Source organism: Bacillus sp. F56 (genome assembly GCF_001748205.1).
Taxonomy (GTDB): domain Bacteria; phylum Bacillota; class Bacilli; order Bacillales; family Bacillaceae; genus Bacillus; species Bacillus stercoris.
Map to the genome: position 1 here is coordinate 70556 of NZ_BDFC01000007.1, position 19121 is coordinate 89676.

The 19121-nt window shown below is 40.6% G+C and carries 27 protein-coding genes and 1 tRNA gene; 9 read left to right on the top strand and 19 right to left on the bottom strand.

All coding sequences use genetic code 11. From position 1 onward, the window contains the following. Positions 1-89: 89 nt before the first annotated feature. The 4 genes from BFW96_RS11495 (at position 90) to sinR (ending at position 3304) form a co-directional block, all read left to right on the top strand. Positions 90-1763: a DEAD/DEAH box helicase gene (locus tag BFW96_RS11495; protein WP_069149860.1), complete on the top strand. Its 1674-nt coding sequence runs from the start codon at positions 90-92 to the stop codon at positions 1761-1763. Positions 1764-1783: 20 nt separating this feature from the next. Then, entirely contained in the window at positions 1784-2578 is a 795-nt protein-coding gene (locus tag BFW96_RS11500) for a YqhG family protein (RefSeq protein WP_069839479.1), read from the top strand. Positions 2579-2761: 183 nt separating this feature from the next. Then, entirely contained in the window at positions 2762-2935 is a 174-nt protein-coding gene (gene sinI / locus BFW96_RS11505; protein WP_003230187.1) for an anti-repressor SinI, read from the top strand. 33 nt (positions 2936-2968) lie between these two features. Next, on the top strand, positions 2969-3304 hold the full coding sequence (gene sinR / locus BFW96_RS11510) for a transcriptional regulator SinR (protein ID WP_003226345.1): 336 nt from the start codon (positions 2969-2971) through the stop codon (positions 3302-3304). A 93-nt stretch (positions 3305-3397) separates the two neighbouring features. Here sinR and tasA read toward each other — a convergent pair whose 3' ends face one another. The 3 genes from tasA to tapA all read right to left on the bottom strand — a co-directional run bounded on the left by tasA (position 3398) and on the right by tapA (position 5558). Further along, the gene (tasA, locus tag BFW96_RS11515) at positions 3398-4183 is read right to left on the bottom strand and encodes a biofilm matrix protein TasA (RefSeq protein ID WP_014664586.1); all 786 of its coding nucleotides are present in this window, start codon (positions 4181-4183) and stop codon (positions 3398-3400) included. Between the two features lie 63 nt (positions 4184-4246). Then, positions 4247-4819, bottom strand: coding sequence for a signal peptidase I SipW (sipW, locus tag BFW96_RS11520; RefSeq protein ID WP_083252883.1), 573 nt, complete (start codon positions 4817-4819; stop codon positions 4247-4249). Beyond that, the gene (gene tapA / locus BFW96_RS11525; RefSeq protein ID WP_069839481.1) at positions 4803-5558 is read right to left on the bottom strand and encodes an amyloid fiber anchoring/assembly protein TapA; all 756 of its coding nucleotides are present in this window, start codon (positions 5556-5558) and stop codon (positions 4803-4805) included. The genes sipW and tapA overlap by 17 nt, the downstream gene beginning before the upstream one ends. A gap of 271 nt (positions 5559-5829) precedes the next feature. On the opposite strand from tapA, the gene BFW96_RS11530 reads away from it, so the two are divergent. Continuing rightward, a complete protein-coding gene (locus tag BFW96_RS11530) occupies positions 5830-6156 on the top strand; it encodes a YqzG/YhdC family protein (protein WP_014664589.1) in 327 nt (108 codons plus the stop codon). A 40-nt stretch (positions 6157-6196) separates the two neighbouring features. Here BFW96_RS11530 and BFW96_RS11535 read toward each other — a convergent pair whose 3' ends face one another. The 10 genes from BFW96_RS11535 to corA all read right to left on the bottom strand — a co-directional run bounded on the left by BFW96_RS11535 (position 6197) and on the right by corA (position 12024). Beyond that, the gene (locus BFW96_RS11535; protein ID WP_014480252.1) at positions 6197-6376 is read right to left on the bottom strand and encodes a YqzE family protein; all 180 of its coding nucleotides are present in this window, start codon (positions 6374-6376) and stop codon (positions 6197-6199) included. Positions 6377-6447: 71 nt separating this feature from the next. Beyond that, a complete protein-coding gene (gene comGG / locus BFW96_RS11540) occupies positions 6448-6822 on the bottom strand; it encodes a competence type IV pilus minor pilin ComGG (protein WP_069839483.1) in 375 nt (124 codons plus the stop codon). Next, positions 6823-7203 carry a ComGF family competence protein gene (locus tag BFW96_RS11545; RefSeq protein WP_014664591.1) on the bottom strand — a complete coding sequence of 127 codons (381 nt, stop codon included), beginning with the start codon at positions 7201-7203 and terminating at the stop codon, positions 6823-6825. A gap of 25 nt (positions 7204-7228) precedes the next feature. Next, on the bottom strand, positions 7229-7576 hold the full coding sequence (comGE, locus tag BFW96_RS11550) for a competence type IV pilus minor pilin ComGE (protein ID WP_040082640.1): 348 nt from the start codon (positions 7574-7576) through the stop codon (positions 7229-7231). Then, a complete protein-coding gene (comGD, locus tag BFW96_RS11555) occupies positions 7560-7991 on the bottom strand; it encodes a competence type IV pilus minor pilin ComGD (protein WP_069839484.1) in 432 nt (143 codons plus the stop codon). The genes comGE and comGD overlap by 17 nt, the downstream gene beginning before the upstream one ends. Next, entirely contained in the window at positions 7981-8277 is a 297-nt protein-coding gene (gene comGC / locus BFW96_RS11560; protein ID WP_003230162.1) for a comG operon protein ComGC, read from the bottom strand. Before comGC ends, comGD begins: the two co-directional genes overlap by 11 nt. Before the next feature lie 13 nt (positions 8278-8290). Then, on the bottom strand, positions 8291-9328 hold the full coding sequence (gene comGB / locus BFW96_RS11565) for a competence type IV pilus assembly protein ComGB (protein WP_069839485.1): 1038 nt from the start codon (positions 9326-9328) through the stop codon (positions 8291-8293). Continuing rightward, positions 9315-10385, bottom strand: a complete 1071-nt coding sequence (gene comGA, locus BFW96_RS11570) for a competence protein ComGA (protein ID WP_069839486.1) — start codon at positions 10383-10385, stop codon at positions 9315-9317. Before comGA ends, comGB begins: the two co-directional genes overlap by 14 nt. A gap of 212 nt (positions 10386-10597) precedes the next feature. Next, the gene (locus tag BFW96_RS11580) at positions 10598-11008 is read right to left on the bottom strand and encodes a CBS domain-containing protein (RefSeq protein ID WP_041521379.1); all 411 of its coding nucleotides are present in this window, start codon (positions 11006-11008) and stop codon (positions 10598-10600) included. Positions 11009-11070: 62 nt separating this feature from the next. After that, the gene (corA, locus tag BFW96_RS11585) at positions 11071-12024 is read right to left on the bottom strand and encodes a magnesium transporter CorA (protein WP_040082632.1); all 954 of its coding nucleotides are present in this window, start codon (positions 12022-12024) and stop codon (positions 11071-11073) included. A gap of 142 nt (positions 12025-12166) precedes the next feature. Between corA and BFW96_RS11590 the strand changes: the two genes are divergently transcribed. Beyond that, positions 12167-13495 (top strand): hemolysin family protein, encoded by a 1329-nt coding sequence (locus BFW96_RS11590; protein ID WP_069839709.1) that lies wholly within the window; start codon positions 12167-12169, stop codon positions 13493-13495. A gap of 49 nt (positions 13496-13544) precedes the next feature. Here BFW96_RS11590 and BFW96_RS11595 read toward each other — a convergent pair whose 3' ends face one another. Continuing rightward, positions 13545-14381, bottom strand: coding sequence for an STAS domain-containing protein (locus BFW96_RS11595; RefSeq protein WP_069839487.1), 837 nt, complete (start codon positions 14379-14381; stop codon positions 13545-13547). An 84-nt stretch (positions 14382-14465) separates the two neighbouring features. On the opposite strand from BFW96_RS11595, the gene BFW96_RS11600 reads away from it, so the two are divergent. Continuing rightward, a tRNA-Gln gene (locus BFW96_RS11600) sits at positions 14466-14536 on the top strand. A gap of 66 nt (positions 14537-14602) precedes the next feature. Here the strand turns inward: BFW96_RS11600 and mgsR are convergent. Continuing rightward, positions 14603-14983, bottom strand: a complete 381-nt coding sequence (gene mgsR / locus BFW96_RS11605) for a transcriptional regulator MgsR (protein WP_014664601.1) — start codon at positions 14981-14983, stop codon at positions 14603-14605. Positions 14984-15216: 233 nt separating this feature from the next. Between mgsR and BFW96_RS11610 the strand changes: the two genes are divergently transcribed. Continuing rightward, on the top strand, positions 15217-15462 hold the full coding sequence (locus tag BFW96_RS11610; RefSeq protein ID WP_003226300.1) for a DUF2626 domain-containing protein: 246 nt from the start codon (positions 15217-15219) through the stop codon (positions 15460-15462). A 39-nt stretch (positions 15463-15501) separates the two neighbouring features. Here the strand turns inward: BFW96_RS11610 and BFW96_RS11615 are convergent, their stop codons facing one another. Continuing rightward, complete coding sequence (locus BFW96_RS11615; protein WP_069839488.1) at positions 15502-16137, bottom strand: MBL fold metallo-hydrolase; 636 nt, start codon at positions 16135-16137, stop codon at positions 15502-15504. A gap of 156 nt (positions 16138-16293) precedes the next feature. Here BFW96_RS11615 and BFW96_RS11620 point away from each other — a divergent pair, with 156 nt between their 5' ends. Beyond that, positions 16294-16467: a DUF2759 domain-containing protein gene (locus BFW96_RS11620; RefSeq protein ID WP_003230141.1), complete on the top strand. Its 174-nt coding sequence runs from the start codon at positions 16294-16296 to the stop codon at positions 16465-16467. A 31-nt stretch (positions 16468-16498) separates the two neighbouring features. Here BFW96_RS11620 and BFW96_RS11625 read toward each other — a convergent pair whose 3' ends face one another. From BFW96_RS11625 to BFW96_RS11635, 3 genes are all read right to left on the bottom strand, one after another. Further along, the gene (locus BFW96_RS11625) at positions 16499-16813 is read right to left on the bottom strand and encodes an MTH1187 family thiamine-binding protein (RefSeq protein WP_014664603.1); all 315 of its coding nucleotides are present in this window, start codon (positions 16811-16813) and stop codon (positions 16499-16501) included. 2 nt (positions 16814-16815) lie between these two features. Then, the gene (locus BFW96_RS11630) at positions 16816-17871 is read right to left on the bottom strand and encodes a YqgU-like beta propeller domain-containing protein (protein WP_069839489.1); all 1056 of its coding nucleotides are present in this window, start codon (positions 17869-17871) and stop codon (positions 16816-16818) included. Between the two features lie 67 nt (positions 17872-17938). Continuing rightward, positions 17939-19069, bottom strand: a complete 1131-nt coding sequence (locus BFW96_RS11635) for a M14 family metallopeptidase (RefSeq protein ID WP_083252873.1) — start codon at positions 19067-19069, stop codon at positions 17939-17941. Positions 19070-19121 lie beyond the last annotated feature (52 nt).

Genomic DNA, 19121 nt, shown 5'->3' on the forward strand with positions numbered 1-19121 from the left:
ACTATATGCTGGGCAACAGCAATTTGGGCAGATTTTTCTTATATTGTTCATCTTAAGAATCGAAGAATAAGAAAGGCGGTTTCAAAGCAATGAATGCAGAAATGATCTACGATGCAAAATGGCCTGAAGAATTTGCTGAAAGGCTGAAAAACGATGGCCCTTGGGCAAACTGGGAACTATACAAACTCTCTGCAGAAATCCAGAAAACATTAGCAATTCCAGAGTTTGAAGGCTTACGTGCTCCTTTATACCTGCCTTCCTTTACGCCGCTCCCACACCAGCTTGAGGTGGCGCAAAAAGTGGTTGAAAAAATGAACGGGAAAGCGATTTTAGCAGATGAGGTCGGTCTCGGGAAAACGGTTGAAGCCGGTTTAATTTTAAAAGAATATATGATTCGCGGGTTAGCAAAAAAAATTTTGATCCTTGTGCCCGCTTCCCTTGTGTCACAGTGGGTCAAAGAGCTTCAGGAAAAATTTTTGATTCCGGCTGTTGAACAAAAGAAAAGCTATGTGTGGGAACAATGCGATATTGTCGTCTCATCAATTGACACCGCGAAACGCTCGCCCCATCGCGAAATCGTTCTGTCAATCCCATATGACCTTGTCATTATTGATGAGGCACACAAACTGAAAAATAGCAAAACGAAGAACTATGAATTTGTCCGGAATCTCGTAAAAAAATATTGCCTGCTTCTTACCGCGACGCCAATTCAGAACCGTATCGAAGAGATTTTCAATTTGGTGTCCTTACTAAAACCGGGGCATTTAGGCAGCCAGAATCACTTTCAGGAGGAGTTCGCCAACAAGAAAACCAGTTTAGAAGCGCATGAACATTTAAAAGATCTTGTGAATAAAGTCATGATTCGCAATAGGCGGCATGATACCGGGCTGAATTGGAAACAGCGCCATGTTGAAACAGTACCGATTGAATTTTCTCCTTCAGAGCAGGCCCTTTATGATGAAATTTCCCGCTTGAAGGAAAGTATCAATAAGCCGGCCAGCATGTTCTCAATTATGACCTTGCAAAGAGAATGCTGTTCGAGCAGAGAAGCGGTATATATGACGCTGAAAAAAATGCTTGATCAAAAAGAGAAACAAGCACCTGCCATTGATGAGCATACGATTTCAGTTTTAATAGAGCGCATCAATCAAGTGACACAAAATTCTAAAGCGCTTCAAGTCGTTGATTTAATCAAAAAGATTGACGATAAGGTCATCATTTTTACAGAATACCGGGCAACCCAGATTTATTTGCAGTGGTTTCTTCAACAAAACGGGATCAGTTCTGTGCCGTTTAGAGGCGGATTTAAACGCGGGAAAAAAGACTGGATGAAGGACCTTTTCCGCGGAAAGATTCAAGTCCTTATTGCAACTGAAGCGGGCGGTGAGGGGATTAACCTTCAATTTTGCAATCACATGATCAACTATGACTTGCCATGGAACCCGATGCGACTTGAGCAAAGAATCGGAAGAATTCACAGGCTCGGGCAGGAGCGTGACGTGCACATTTATAACATGGCAACAAAACATACGGTGGAAGAGCATATTCTAAAGCTTTTATATGAAAAAATTCATTTGTTTGAAAAAGTGGTTGGCGAACTTGATGATATTTTAACGAAAATTCAAGTGAACAATTTTGAAGAACACCTTCATGACATTTTGTATCACTCAGCAACAGAAGAAGAAATGAAAATAAAAATGGATAACTTAACCTCATTTTTGTCTTATAAAAAACAGCAGCCTGCTGAAAAAAGAGGATCTTAGCCTGTAAGGAGGTTTTAGTAGTGAGACAGCGAGAGGTTCACGATTTTCTGCTGCGTTTTTTTCAAGCAAACAGCTGCCAAATCGTCGATCAAGGCTTAGGCTATATGACAGTACAGCTTACAGTTGAAATGGACAAACAGATCATGAACCGCCCTTTCTATTGGCATTGGCGTGAGAAGACAGGCGGTGATCCGAATCCAATGAAAATCACCTTTATTACAGATAAAGAAAATGCGCCAAAAGACCTAGATGGCGAATTTATATATTTTGGGGCCCCGCGCCTTTTTCAAATATTTAAAGCTGTTAAACAAAATGGGAGATTTACCAGAATGTATGAGAAAATTGAATCAGCCGGAGCCAAAGTCCCACTTCAGCCTTGGCTTGGTATAAATGTCACGATTTCATACCAGTCCGACATGAAAAAGGATAAGCTATTGTCACTAGGTCTTCACCTAGTCTCTGGAACGATTATTGAAGATTTTCAAAGCAAGCTGACCCAGCTTTCACTGACGTCTCAAATATGTGACTATTGCTTCACTATTTCACCTATGATCAAACCAGAAAGCGGGCTTAAACGTATGGAAAACTATATTTCCAAATCCGCTATGCAGGAGCCGTCCGACTGGGCGGAACAGGCGGTTGACAGGTGGAGAAATGATATGACATTGCTTGATAAGTTTTACGAGCATATAGAAGAAAAACCAGAAGAATACCATCTAGAAAAACAGGCGCTGAAAACGTTGTATCAACCAAAGATTTCAGTTGAAATTGAAAATGGCGGATTGTTTTATCTGCAAAATAATATTTCAAGCTAACTTTTTTACCATTCGACACCGTTCTCGTTTTTTTTAAGAAAATGCGATTATAATAAAAGTATATTGGAAAAAAATTCTGGTAATTGTAATGGCAAATGACTTCCAGAGACAAATGAAGCATACAATGAGTCATGGCCGGACTGGCTGAAATACATAAACAAGTATTTTAGGAGGAGAAACTGCATGAAAAATGCAAAACAAGAGCACTTTGAATTGGATCAAGAATGGGTTGAATTAATGGTGGAAGCCAAAGAGGCAAATATCAGCCCGGAAGAAATACGAAAATATTTACTTTTAAACAAAAAGTCTGCTCATCCTGGTCCGGCAGCCAGAAGTCATACCGTAAATCCTTTCTGAATGTGCTATAATATCACAAGGAAGGTGATGACATTGATTGGCCAGCGTATTAAACAATACCGTAAAGAAAAAGGCTACTCACTATCAGAACTAGCTGAAAAAGCTGGGGTAGCGAAGTCTTATTTAAGCTCAATAGAACGAAATCTACAAACGAACCCCTCCATTCAATTTCTCGAAAAAGTCTCCGCTGTTCTGGACGTCTCGGTTCATACTTTGCTCGATGAGAAACATGAAACCGAATACGATGGTCAATTAGATAGTGAATGGGAGAAATTGGTTCGCGATGCAATGACATCCGGGGTATCGAAAAAACAATTTCGTGAATTTTTAGATTATCAAAAATGGAGAAAATCCCAAAAAGAGGAGTAGTGCCTGAGCAGAGGCACTAACTCCTCTTTTGTCAATAAACATCGAGACGGCCCAGTATACAATATACTGGGCCGCCTCTTTTTATTGCTGTTTTTAATTTTTATCCTCGCTGTGCGCTTTTTCATTTTCTTTCACGTAACCATCTTTATCAGTATGGTCCTTTTTGATTGTCAGGCCGTTCCACTGTGTAGCTTCGAACGAGAATTGAAGCTTAATGGAGTTGCCTTGGTATTTATTTTGAACCATAAGCCCGTTTTCATCTTTTGTTTTATCATCTTTGAATTGGATCTCCATTTGAACCTGATCGAAATCAGTTGGTGTTTTTGGAACACCATCATATTCAGGAGCGGTTTTACCGTCAATTGTTGCTACATTGACTTTACCGCTTGCATGTAAGAATTTAGGGTCAATTTGTTTTTTAATTTTTTCAGCAGCCGCTGCATCATTTTTAGCAGACATCAAATACAAGTCTTTAAGGTTCGCATCATCTAAAATAATGTTTTTCGGGTAACCATTGCCGCCCTCTTTTCCAACTGTCAATAATGTCACTTCAAACTGGCTGAGAAAATCTTCCGGAGATGTATTGCTGCCGCCGTTTGCTTTAAAATCTCCATAATTAAGCGCCATTAAAACTTCTTTGATCGCAAGTGAGCCGTTATTTTCAAATTGGAAATCCTTTGTCAGCTTATCTCCCGGCTTTAGATTTGATAAGTTCACACTCGCTGAATTCTCTTTAGCAGATAAATCAAGCGTACCTGATGCAAAAGTAGCATCCTTTGATTTAATATCGTTAAATGCTGCCCATGTTCCTCCTCCAACTAAAGCTAATCCTAATGCCGCAGAAGCAACTCCTAAACTCAATTTCTTTTTCATACCCATGGCTAACTCCCCTTTTATTGAATATTTTTATATCGAAACCTGTTGCCAGGTTTACAACTGAGGTTAAGTGGACATGGTGCTGTCCTTTGTATCTGTTTCCAAGGCTTTTGTCTTTCTTTCAATTTCTCTAATGGCGCTGGTGATCGTCACAAAAGCGTACACTAGCAGCATCACGCCGGGAACAATTAATAAAATTGCCGTTCCAATCGGCTGGCTGGCAAAATGAAGCATATAGCCGGCATATGGAAGCTGAAAACCTGTGTATTGCGCGCGAACATTTTCGTCGGATACAGGCGCTGAATCGGCTGCAGCATTATTATCACCTTTTGTTTTAAATAACAAATGGTCTCCTTGCTTAGTTATGCCAACAATTCTGTGGGTGACCGCCGTATTTGCATCCTGCATAAATGTAATAACATCACCTTTTTGGAGCTCTTTCACATCAGTGATTTCTTTGACCAATATTAAGGAACCTGTATTGAACTCCGGCTCCATCGAACCTGACAGAACTGATTTCAGCGTGTACCCAAACACTGCCGGCTCTCCCCCGGATGAACGTGTTGAAATCACGACAAGTGTCAGCACTATAATAAGAGTAAAGATGATCACATATAGAATATTACTGATCAGCTTCATTGCTTTTTTCATCCTCTTCCCCGCTTTCCTTCTGATCTGTTTGAGTTTCATTTTCTTTTATTACAGCTTCTTGAGATGTTTCTTCTTTTATTGTTTTTTTCTGTATATCCTTTTGTGTTGTTTCCTTGTTGACGTGCGACTTCGTTTCTTTTTTAGGAACTGTCGGTTTTTCATCGCATTTTGCAAGCGTCATAGGCTCCGACCACTCAAATGTACTGCCGTCTGCCGGGTAGCCGGCCGGTTTATATACTTTAAATGCATAAATGCCGGGTTTCATTTTTTTCTTCGTCTCAATTTTATAAAGTGAATCGCCAATTTGATTGGAGACAAACCCTTTTTCGATCACATACCCATTCTTTAACGGTTTGCGGGCATTTTCCAGCTTACGAAGCTCCCACTTCCACTTTGATTTCTTAAGTTTCTCACCTGTATTTTTGAGCTCAGCAAATAAGGTAATAGGTGAGCATACAGTCCCTTTCGTATTTGTTTGATCTGATATGTGCAAATCACTTTGATCCCAGCGTTTATCATATTGGCAGTTTTGATCTGTATGCTGAAAGTCTTTACACGTTTGAAGTGAGACATCCAACGTTTCAATATCATGAAAAGCAGCGCTTGTATCATCGGAAAATTGTAAGCATATTGCGGCAGTCAGACTGAAAATGACTGAAAGCTGAAAGATAAGCAGCACTTTCAGTTTTGTCTTCGCCTTTTGCTGATTGCGAAACAATCGAAACATATCTTACCTCCTGTAAAACACTGTAACTTGATATGACAATCGTTCTCTTTAAAGAACTACACAAATAGAGTATAATCAACGATTTATAGATTTAAAAACATCAAATTCGACCATTTTGTTCGTTTAAAAGAATGATTTCGCCATATTACAAAGTCTCGCTCCATATTGCTCACGTTTTCAATTTTTTAGAAATTTTTGGGATTGTTATGTGAGAAATTAAATGCATATTCCGCTCTAATTTGGTAATAATAAACAAAGAAAGGGTGACAGCATGATGATCAAACAATGTGTGATTTGTCTATCTCTTCTCGTCTTCGGCACCGCTGCCGCTCACGCAGAAGACGCACCGCTCGTAACCGCCCGCCACATGTCCAAATGGGAAGAAATCGCTGTAAAAGAAGCAAAAAAAAGGTACCCGCTCGCACAGGTACTGTTCAAACAAAAAGTATGGGACCGCAAAAGAAAAGATGAAGCAGTGAAGCAATACCATTTAACTTTGAGGGAAGGGTCAAAAGAATTCGGTGTTTTTGTGACGATTTCATTTGATCCTTATAGCCAAAAGGTCAATAAAATTGCCATTTTAGAAGAATATCAATAAGGTCCTCCATTTTTGAAGGACCTTATTCGTTAATTTGCAGTTATTTTTTCCGCTTGAGCCAAAGACGGAAGCCATAGGGTAAAATACCGAACCACTGCTGGGAAGCAGGCGTTTTTGTTTCTTTCCGCACCTCTTTTCGTTCTTTTCGCTCATCTCTCGGAGTATCTATATATTTGACAAATTGCTGCGTCATATATTTCACATAATCATTCGTTTTCACGTGATCACCTCATCATTCAATTATTATGAAGTGTTATCTCATATGACTTTTTTTATACCCTTTCCACTGCTTTATTCTGTCCAGCTCAGCATTTTTTTCTGTTTTTGATCAAACACGATCAGTGCAGTTCTTTCTGTTCCCGACTCCGTCAACACTTTTAAGTTGATTTCTTTTTGCTCTTTTATTGATGTATCGTGAATATAATAAAAAACCTGTCCATATGGAAATTGCTGCGTACCCTTCTGCCCTTTCTGTTGCTCAAGGACATGCCGAATTGAAAGAAGCGCACCATTCTGAAGCAAATTCTCTCCTGTATATAACTCTTTCGTTTCCTTCTCAAACATGCAGCGTGAAATATATTGAGCAGCAGTAAAGTTCACGATTAACAGCACAAGCGCTGACACAAAAAGAACTGCTGGATAAATAAACCCCCTCGTATGGTACATTCACCCTCCTCCTAAATACGAATAAACCGGAAAAGAAGTTTGATACACTTTTTTCTCACTCTCAATTTTCAGCAAAACAACACCATTTTCAATATCAGCTTTCATAGCTGTAATATGATCTAAAATGGGAACATGCCCTTTGCCATCCACTCTTTTTCTTACCATAGAATGATAAACTTCAAAACGGATGTCTTGCCCGGAAAGGTTGGTGCAAATTAAAACGCTCCCATGCTCGGCTGTCTTAACTGCCTGTGACTCCTTGCATTCATTCATCATCTGTTCTATCGAAATCATCCATTCTTGCTGTGTGAAACCGCCATGCTCCTGCTGTCGAGATAAAAACAGATGGAAAATCGTCGCTAACGATCCTGATATGAGCAAAAAGACAGAGAGAGAAAATAATACGTTAAGAAGCGTGTAGCCATTCTGTCTGCAGAATGCTGAGGCAAAATGATTTTTCTTTATAAGCTGCCGCTGAGATACATACGTTTTGATATTCGCCCTCCTCCTCCCACGTCATAGCATAGGTCTGGTTGTTCTTTGTCATCGTTTTTGACGCGGCTCCTTCACCAGTCATGACATATTTGCTAATGCTCTCATTCATCATCTGATAACCGATTTCTCGTGATTCCGCCATATTTTCATCAGCTATCAGCTTGTCCCACAAGGGAACAACTGTCAGCAGCACAAACAGCCATAGGCTTAGCGCAGACATTGTTTCTATTGTAGAAAAACCTTTACTTCCTATCCACATTGACTCTCCCGCTCCCTAAATAAACTGTTATATCATAAGTCGCATAGCCTTTTACTTGTATTTTCCCACCTGCATTCGGGTGCCCTTTCTCATTAAATTCCAAACGGTCTTTTAATGTCAGCGGTTTTATAGAAAGTCCCATTGCATAAGGACGTTTAATTACCGTATCACCCATGACTAATTGATATTCTTTTTTGTGAAAGAGAATTTTTGTTCTTTGTTGACTGGAAATCGCAGTCTGCTGTGCGAGCATCATATCATTTTTCAGCTGCCATGCTGCCTGTCGGACAGCTGTATTGTCATAAGCAGGAGGAAGTGTGGTGAAGACGGCAATTAGGAGGATAGAGGTAATGCTTAACACAAGCAAACTTTCTAAAAGGGTAAACCCCTCCTCCTCGTTTAATTTAATGTTCAACCTTAACTTCTCCGCCAGTGATGATAATGCGCTTCCCATTTGGACAGACAGCATCCTTTTTCACATAGCCCTCTGACTGCAAATCGGCAAGGCTCGGAGTTTGTCCTTCATGATCAAGCTCAAAAGCAGTCATTTGTGCTTTAACCATGTTTTGTAAGCCTTCACAGCCCTTTTTTTGAATGGTTTGATTATGTTTTGTCACGTTCGGTATTGTAATTAAAAGCAATATCGAAATAATGAAGAGCACGATCAACATTTCAACAAGTGTAAATCCTTTTTCATTCATCAGCCTCTTCCTTTCACATCTGATTCATCATCTGATACATAGGCAAAAGCATAGATAAATACACAAGTAAGATCATTGCAGCAACAAATCCATAAATCATCGGCTGAAGGATGCCTGTCCATTTTTGCGCTTTATGTTCCAGCCGCTGCAATATGAACTGGCTGTATGTGAAAAGCTCACGATCTAGACGGCCGCTCAGCTGGCCATGGGATATGACTTTTGAAAAATCAGTTTCAAAAAAAGGGCTCCCACAAATAGCCGTTTCAATTGATTCACCGGCTTTTAGCCGTTCAATCACGTGTTCTGCCTCGTAGCGGTAGAAAGGGAGAAACGTTTGATGTTTAAATGCATGAAGACTGTCATAAATGGAGAGGCCTGAGTTTAAAAGGCTGCTTAGCTGCAAAGAAAAAAAGTAGCTGTTAAACAGTCTGACAAGCTTTCCGACAAAAGGAATCCTGACACAAATAAGCATTTTCCGAGCAGGTGATTTTTTCTTAAACACAAACCAATAATAAATCCCGATACCAGCTGAAAAAAGAATCAGCAAAATGATCACAAGATCAATATGCTGAAAAAAAGCAAAAAGCATATCGGTTGAACGTGAGGTTTCCATATTCATCGATTGATAGATACCGGAAAATTGAGGAATGATGATGGACTGTAACATATAAAACATGACAGCAACGGTGAAGATGAGGAAAAGCGGATAGCGCAGCACCCTTTTCAGCTGATCTGCCTGTGCAATTTTTCGTTCAAGCAGCTCTCCGCTCTGGATCATGGAAGCAGGCAGTTCACCATGTGTTTCAGCAAAATAACAAATACCTACAGCTTCCTTATGAAATGACAAACGCTTTAATACTTGATAAAACGGAGCTCCTTCCCTCAAACAAGTGACCGTGTCAGTCAAGTCAGCCGTCTGCCTCTTATTCATCTGAAGTTCCATCAGGCGCAATCCATCCAGAAGTGTATATCCGCTTGCCGTCATTTCTCCGAGCCGCTTTAATAACCGGGCCTGATCCTTTAACGGCCAGGTTTTTCTAATCTTTTTCATGATAAACCCACCGGTCATAGTTGTTTGTCGTTAAATAGCCGAGCGCAATTCCTTTTCTGATAATTTGACGAAGCGTTTGATATTGGTAATTTGCATGATTTCCTTTTGCCTCCTGTATACATTGCTGAAGGTTTTTCCCATAAAGAAGCTCATAAACGCTAGCTCTTCTGGTATTTCGTGACTGACGGCAATACACTGATGAACATCCGTTTTCACAAAATGGACAAGCCAAATCAACCAAGCGCTGAGCCGCTATTGCAATGACGGTCTGTTCAATTTCATTCATATTGATACCGAATTCAAGCAGCCTGTAAATTGCGCCCTTTGCATCTCTCGTATGAAGACTGGTCAGCACCAGATGTCCCGTCATCGCTGCCCGCACCGCAATTTCAGCTGTTTCCGCATCCCTGATCTCACCTAAAATAATCATATCGGGGTCATGGCGCAAAATTGCCTTCAGACCTGCGGAATAAGTTACACCGGCTTTTTCATTCACCTGAACCTGAAGAACGTCTTCGTCCCTAGTTTCAACAGGGTCCTCTAATGTAACAATATTTCGATTAAAGTGTTTTTTTGCGTATTGAACGAGAGAGTATAATGTGGTAGTCTTCCCTGAACCAGTCGGCCCAGTAAAAATGAGCATGCCATGGGAATGTTTTAAAAATGAGAGTAATGTGGCTCCTGTCTTTGGAAATAACGACAGTTTATCAATCGAAGGGATATTGTATTGAGGCATCACTCTGATCACGAGGCTTTCTTCATTAATTGTGGGAAGCGTTGACATTCTTAAATGAACATTTCCCTCTTTCAGCTTTAACGTAAGTGAACCGTTTTGTGGCTTTCGCCTTTCCCCTATGTCCATCGTAGAAAGAAATTTAAAATGTGAAATCAGTCTTACGCACTCTTCTTTTTTCATGTTCCTTTTTTTCAGCAAGGCATGATCGACCCGAAAATGAATGATAGCGTCTCGCTCCCTCGGCACGATGTGAATATCAGAAGCCTTTGTTAGATATGCCTCTTCAATCAAGTTTTTGCTTATCTTTTCTATTGAATCCAATTTGATTCCCTCTCCTTTCCATGCGTATTGTAGAAAAAGAAGAGGCGGTAATCAAACAGGAAAAACGTGATTTTGTGAAGGCGTTATATACTGAAAAATCAATTCCTGCTGGCAAAAAAAAAGACTTTCAGCTGGAATGTACCCCTTTCATTATTATTTTCCCAATATAAAAAAGCAGACATGGTCACCATGCCTGCTTCATTCCATTTTCATTATGCTGTTTTAGAAATTTCACTTAATGCTTCTCCGGCTTTTTGATCAGTATCTTTCTCAACAGAAAGATCGCCTAAGGCAACGATACCGGTAATGTGCCCATTTTCAAGGATCGGTAAACGGCGGATTTGATGCTTAGCCATAAGCTGCCCCGCTTCTTCAGCAGACATATCAGGGTGGCCCGATACGATGTCAGTGCTCATGATATCACTTGCTTTTGCATCCATCTGATTTTCAGCTAAGCATCTCGTCACAATATCCCGATCAGATACAATCCCCTGAAGCGTGCCATTTTCACAGATTGGAATAGAACCGACATTGGAGTCTCTCATCTTTTTCGCTAGTTCCGTGATTGAAGCGTCTGGCTCACAGCATTCTACATTCTTCGTCATAATGTCTCTTATTTTCATGTTCATTCCTCCTTTACCGTGTTCTATTTATTCTTTATCCGCTGCACAAAATATGAAACATCTTATAAGGTCCGCCTTTTTCGAGATTTCCTTTTCTTCTTCCGCTCCTGCAGCATATCTCCCGTCCAGCCTTTTTTCCTCAAATATAGGTAGATCAGAACCGTAGATGTGACAATCAATAAGAGAGAAAAGAGGTAGCCATATTTCCAATTCAGCTCCGGCATTACTGAAAAGTTCATTCCCCATAAGGCGCCCAGAGCTGTAATCGGCGTAAATAGCGTCGTGAAAATGGTCAATGCTTTTACAATTTCATTCCCCCTGTGTGAGGTAATGACTTCCTCTGAATGCAGCAGATTGTTCAGCTCCCCTTCAAATTCGCTGATGTATGTAAATCCTCTGTCAATTTTCTGATGTGTCCGCTGATAATCCTTTTTCCCTTCATCTTGAGGTAAAAAGGTTTCTTTCAATGCCATTTCAATTTTTTTGGCGCTTAATATTAAATTTTTCCAAATCATCAGTTCATGGCGCAGGAGATGGACACGGTTTAAAATGCTTTTGCTATTGTCATCTTTAATTTGCCATCGCAACTTTCTCAGCTTTACTTCAAATTCATCGACACCGATTAAATACGCATTCATTAGTTCGCCGAGAAGAATTAAAAACCCCTCTATCGCATTGTCCGCTCTTTCCATTTGCCGGACAACTTCTTTTCCTTTAATCTCTCTCAAAATCGCAAAGTCAAAGTTGATTGTGAAAAAATATTGCCTTGTGATATAAAAGTGAAAAACAGTATGGTCTTTTTCTTCACCAAGCCCCTGATCATAAACAATCGACCCAAATACCGCTTCATTATCCGTTTCAGTTGTATCTACTCGCAAAAAATTAACGTGATGGTTATTTTCAAACCACTTTTCACACTGAGGCCAGTGAGAAAAATGGATTAGATCTCTTGCCTTACTTCTTTCTTGAGGCCCCATTTGGTACCAAAACCAATCTTTTCCCGTATGTGCCTTCATGTCAAGCTCCTCCAAACTTTTGTTCTTTATACTTTAATTGCCCAATAACGGCGTCACTAAACCATTGTGCGGCTCTGACACATGTTTTATGAGCATTTTCAGGTGGTATGGAATGGAGAAAGACATCGGAAAAGGGAGGTGCATGCCTTCCTTGGAGAAGGCAGTTGTTTTGGAATTTGTCAATTTACTAGCAGTCGCTATTCTCATTTTGTTAACAGGATTTTTTGTCGCCATAGAATTTTCAATTGTAAAAGTGCGGCGATCCAGAATTGATCAGCTTGTCGCAAAAGGAAAGAAAGGTGCTAAAGCGGCAAAGCATGTCATCACTCACCTTGATGAATATTTATCAGCCTGTCAGCTGGGCATCACAGTCGCAGCTTTAGGATTGGGATGGCTTGGAGAGCCGACGGTGCAAACTCTGCTTCGGCCGCTTTTTCATAAAGCAGGCTTAAATGAATCGCTTACACACCTACTTTCACTCGTCATCGCGTTTTTAGCGGTTACGTATTTAAATGTCGTGATCGGGGAGCTGGCGCCAAAGAGTTTCGCCATTCAAAAGGCAGAGAGCATTACATTGTTGTTCGCTAAACCGCTTATTTGGTTTTATAAGATCATGTTTCCATTCATTTGGCTGCTGAACCACTCTGCCCGATTGATTACAGGAGTGTTCGGACTGAAACCGGCATCAGAGCATGAACTGGCATATACAGAAGAAGAGCTGCGGGTCCTATTGGCTGAAAGCTATAAAAGCGGTGAGATCAGAAAAAGTGAATTAAAGTACATGAATAATATCTTCACCTTTGATAAACGAATGGCAAAGGAAATTATGGTGCCGCGAAATGAAATGGTCAGTTTATCACTAGATGAAGACTCCATTTCAAATCTTCAGGAAACAGTCAAGCAAACAAAATATACGCGGTATCCAGTTGTAAGAGAGGATAAAGATAACGTCATTGGCGTGATCAATATGAAAGAAGTGTTGTTTTCCATGCTGACGAAAGATTTTTCACTCAAAAAGCATCAAATTGAACCTTTCGTTCAGCCTGTTATCCATGTCATTGAGACGATTCCTATTTATAAACTACTGCTGAAAATGCAAAAGGAACGCACTCATATGGCGATCCTAATAGATGAATACGGCGGGACTTCCGGTTTGGTCACTGTCGAGGATATTATCGAAGAAATTGTAGGAGAAATCCGTGATGAATTTGATGCGGATGAAGTGCCTCATATACGCGAACTTGGAAAGGATCACTATTTATTAAATGCAAAATTATTAATCACCGACGTCAACAGCCTGCTTGGTACAGATTTATCAGACGCGGAAGTAGACACCTTGGGCGGCTGGTTTCTGACACAAAACATAGACGCTGAGCCTGAAAGTGTCATCGAATATGACGGCTACTCTTTTAAGGTAAAAGACATCGACAGCCATCACATTTTATTTATAGAAGTAAAAAAAGCTGAATAGCCTGAGAAAGGCTGTTCAGCTTCTACTTTCAGAATGAATGGCAAAAGCATCAACACTCTTTTATTTTAAATCCTTTATTGGCCAGAGCTTTAGCAAGACTTTGTTCGGTTTTCACATTCGAAAAATCCAGACCCAGCTTCACGACAGTTTGGGCAATTTCCGGCCTGATTCCTGAAATAATCGTCTCAATCCCGAGCAATTTGGTGCTGTCAATCACTTTAAAAATTTGATAGGCCACCATGGTATCAACGATAGGAACGCCAGAAATATCTAAAAATAAATACGAGAGCTTTAACGCTGAGCACTGCTCCAGCACCGACTCCAAAATCGTCCTCGCTCTGTAGGTATCAATTTCACCGACAAGCGGAAGAATCCCTATTCCCTCAGTAATCGGCATAATCGGCGCACTCAATTCATTAATCATTTCTTTTTGCGCGTTTAATTGTATTATGGTCACCTGATGATATTCCTCCGTAAACACTTCGATGATCCTATCAATGTTTTGATTCAAGATCCGGCTCCATTCATAAAAATCCTGAATGCTGATTTCTTGAGAAGAAGCTTCGCTGAATTTTTGAATCCATTCAAACATAATGTACCTGAAGGCGTTAAACTGGCCGACACTTTCTGTTACCGTCACTTCATGAACGGCACGGTCTCTGGCGCATTGAAGAGACCATCGATTGAGCTCCTCCGTTACGTCTTCTTTTCCAAGGGATTTTGCTACGATGGTCACCAATAATTCATGTTGGTCTTTTAACTTTTGTGCTAGTTTTTGCTGATCTTTCGCCGAATACAGCCAGCTGCCTTTTGACGTACAAACTTCCAGCCATTGTTGCGTGATATCTTCTTTGTGCTCTGTTAAGTGCTGATCAAGAGCTGCCATCTTAATGAGTTACCTCCTGTTTTTGAAAATTATGCTTTATATGTATAACGCATCTGCCTTTACACATACTATGTTTACATTCAATGGGCTATAGCCAAGCGGTAAGGCAATGGACTTTGACTCCGTGATCGTTGGTTCGAATCCAGCTAGCCCAGTTTCTGAACAGGTGAAAAACCGAAGATAAGCTGATTCGTATAAATCAGCGGATCTTCGGTTTTTCATCATGCAGATTGATGAACCGTTTTCTTCTTTGATAATTTCAACAGTTCTCCCGGATTGTAACCGATCACCAGCTTTTTGTTATCCACTAGAATCGGGCGTCGCAAAAGCTTTGGCTTCTCGATTAAAAGTTCCAGCACCTCATTTACCGTCATTTCTTCGATGTTTAAATTTAAATTTTTGAAGGTCTGGCTTCGTGTCGCTAAAATTTCATCAATGCCTTCTGTCGTTAACGATAAGATGTACTTTAATTCATCTATTGTTGGGGTTTCTCTGAATAAGTGCCGTTCGTTAAATTCAATTTGATGTGCTTTAAGCCAATGTTTTGTTTTTCGGCATGACGTGCAGCTTGGGTATGAGTAAAAAGTTAATTGTTGTTCCATTGTTTATTTTCCTCCTCAGTTAACCATCTCTTTGTAGAATAACTACCCGGATCATTTTTCATTTAAACCATTTACAGAACTTTTTTCGGATTATTTTTTAAAAAATATTCATACATTAGAGAACGCAATCAAAAGGACAAATTCCATATGTATATTAATCATGAAAATGTTTACATTTCTAGGTGTGATCTATTATAATAACAGTCAGAGGGACTCTCGGGAGGGGATAAAAAATGAATCGCATGTTCCGGGTGTTAGGATTTTGGACGGGAATTTTTGCAGTCATGTTTTATTTAGGTGATATGAAAGATGCTTCCCTTTTATTTTTTGGACAGACGATTTTATTTGTGTTCCTATCGTATTTGAACTTAACTGAACGCATGTATATTTATATTTTTGGCGCTTATTTAACGATTTTCTTCGCCGGCTTTACATATTACTCAATTTTTATTATGGTGCCCGGCGGCGGAGGCCATTAAATGCAAAAAGAGACAAACCTTATCGGTTTGTCTCTTTTTTTACAATGAAAACCCATTTAAAAACGGATTTTGATCCTGCTCAGTCAGTACGTCTGTTTCAGGTCCATGGCCGCTTAACACCAGCGTATGTTCCGGCAGCGTAAGCAGTTTTTCATGAATGGATGTCAGCAGCGTCTCTTGATCGCCGTCTATTAAATCCGTACGCCCTATACCGCCTTGAAACAGGACATCTCCGGAGATGACCAGGTCTGCGTCTTTCACATAGTAAGACACACTGCCTGGTGAATGTCCCGGCGTAAATAATGTTTCCAAATGAAACGGCCCGATATTCAACTCACCGTCGCCTTCAATCAGATGATCTGCAGGCTTAGCTGTAACCTCTATCCCTCGCAGCATGCCGGAGCCGTTTAGAGAGGCATCCGTAAGCCAATTTTTTTCATTTTGATGTAAGTAAACAGGAATATCCCATTTTTCTCTCACTTCATCAAGCGCTCCAATGTGGTCAAAATGGGCATGTGTAAGCAAAATGGCTAAAGGCGTCAGCCCTTTTTCTTTTATGTATTGATTGATTTTATGTCCCTCGCCGCCCGGATCAAAAATCAGGCATTGATCATCACTGATGAGAAAATATGCGTTCGCTTGAATCGGCCCTACTGGCATTCGTCTCCATTTCACTATTATCACCTCTTTCTTTTTTATGATCTTATTATGAGGGTTTTTTAAAAAAGATTCAAACAATCGCAATGAAAACGCTATCGACAAACCTATAAAAAACAGGTAGAATAAGACTGGAAAGAATTGCAGGTTTTTCAATGTAAAGGGGGCTGTGTTATGTTACTTGTCGTGATTTTCGGCCTTGTCGCTCTTTTCGCTTTATGGGGAGTCTTGCGTTCTGTTAGAAATAAAAATATACTCGGGTTTTTATTAGCCGGCGCCACCTTATTTGTCTTTGGCTGGTTTACCGTGATGACCGTCATAAACAGCGGCTATCCAACCGCACATTAAAACCTGTATCCGATAGGATACAGGTTTATTTTTATGGCTGTAAATGTTTATTGACACTTTCTATTTTGCTCTCAAGCGTCGTTTTTTTGTCACGTCTGTCATCAATGCGGATATTCGTTGCCACTCTGTGCAATCCTTTTTGAAATGGCGCTTCGTGAATGGCCTGAATGACTGTGAAAAGGTCACTGAGTTCACCTTCAATCAGCGTATTCATCGGTGTCAGCTGATATTTGATTTTCCCTTCAGCTTGATATCCTTCTAAAATCTTTTGCACATCGGCCACGTAAGCACTGACACTGGGTGTTTCCGTACCGATTGGGATAATGGTCACATCTGCGATAGCCATCGTTACTCCATCTCCTTTTGATCAATAATGAGTTGCTTCGTTTTATGTGATTTCAATAAAATGATTTGCTCAAAATGAAAGCCGTATAACGCATATTTCCCGTTCGGAGATATTTGAATCGGCTCCATTTCCCGCAGAGAGACTAGATCTTTTGTCTCTCCCGATGCCACAGTGATTGCAGCAAGCTTATAAGCATCACCGCTTTGTTTGAACGTATAAAACAGGCCTCCCGCTTCATCATAGTCATACTCCATTGGAGCCAAACTTGTATATTTCGTTTGGAGCGGCCATTTCACTGTAACAGGTGATTTTGTATGCAGCGTTTCAAACTGATACGTCCCTTTCCCTCCGGAAGCTGGCTTCACAGTAAAACTCATTTGATGGAAAGAATCGAAGAAAAGAACGTTATCCTCAAGCTTTTGCTCCGTCTTAGAGGCTGTATTAAACGTATATAAAGGCCCTGTTTTTTCGTCTCTTCCCTCTTTTACATAATCAAATGTATTTTTGGATGTCCAATGAATGAACGGAACCTGTACCGGACTTAAGAAAGACTCATCTTTTTTAGCATTCACCTGATATGTATGGAAATCCCAGTTTTCGCTGAATTCCGTCACCATTATTTGATAAGGATCATACTGATTCCAAGCAGCCTCCAGTTCATATGTTTCGTAATCTTTTTCGTAAAGCGTCTCTCCGTCTGCATTAAGCAAAACCATTGCTGTCTTTTGGCTATGTGTGATTTGCAGCAGAATCATCTGCTCCCTCGCATTGATTTGAACATCAACGATTTGACCATCCGTTTGATAGAGCTTTTTCGCTTTGCCTGTAAAGATGCGGTACGCAAAAAGCTCTGTTTTCGTCGGATTAGACGCAGTATATAAAATGGTGCTGTTATTCAGCCAGCCTTCCGCCCCGTCCGCTTTTTCCGCGGACAGCGGTATGATATCTTTATCCTCATCTTTTGCCGCCGATGCCTGTTTTTGCTGCTGATGAGATGGTTCGCATGCCGATAAACTAAACAGCAATGCCGACAGCAGAATGAAACAAACTGATCTCATCAGCCTTCCCCTCCGATCCTCTTTATTGTCTCATATTTGCTTCGGCAGAAAAAAGAAAAAGTTTTAGTTACTCATGAAAAAATAACGCTCTCCACAAGATGCCGTTTGTGGCGTTATATATATGTGAAAACTGCTGAAACGGCAAAGGATTTCGGCCTTTTCCAAGTTCCACCGTGTACCCTTCTTTAAAATAGTGGTGAATAAACCAATCGCGAAATCCCGCGTAGCTGTCTATATCCCTTACTCCCTTATAAATGTTCCCGCTTATCTCCTCAAAATCCTTTATAACAGCGGCAGATTCTTCAGGCTCAAGGCCTTTATAGCCCCAATAAATTTCTTCCCCTTGAGTATGGAGAGCCAGCAGTCTGTCAGGCGGATTCTCCGTTATCAGCCGGTACATCGCAATGGATTCCGGCTCTGTAAGCGGAGAGATTCCCGGAAAATCGCGGTAGCTGGGTGCTGTCGGTTTTCGGTATTTTTCAATTTCCCATAACGAAGGGAATTGCTTATTTAAATCAACCCCGTTTATGTTCGCCTTCCATTCATTAAAATTCGGACGATGTTCATTTAGCCTTTCGAGCTCATCTCTTCTGGCTCCCATAACTTCTGATCCGTTTAAGACAAGATCAACGCCATCCGGATTGACAAGAGGAACGAGGGATAAGGATGTACTGCTAAACAGCTGTATGGGAGAAAAGCCGAAGAAGGGCGAGTTGCGGCATAATGACATACAGTATTCCTTAAACCATTTTAGCAGGACAGACGTAGTAATCCACTCATTCGCATGAAATGATGCATTCATATGGACCTTTTTTACGGTATGCTCCCCACCAGCCTTCAGCTCCCAGATAGGCCTTCCGAGTACAGAACGGCCAATTTCCCTGCATGAGACAAACGGAAACACATCAATGATCTTCTTTATTTCCTCTTCAACAGCTGAATCATCGTAGATTTTCTCTTGCTCAATCCAGTTATCAGAAAAGTCCAGCTGCCGAGGCTGTAAAAAACGCTTTATGTCCTGTATGGTTTGAAGCTCTTTGCCACTATGCTCTTCTATCACATAACCAGGGCAATACAATTGGTGTTCCTGTGCGGTACAATTTGCACGTCTAAGCAATTCCTCGTCTATCTTCAGCTCTCTCGCCACTCTGGACAAATTGTTCTTGATCTCAGGCTTCACCGTAATAAACGCCATCATCATCCCCCTTTTTTGTTACTATATGACAGCGCATTAAAAAAAAGAAAGCCTC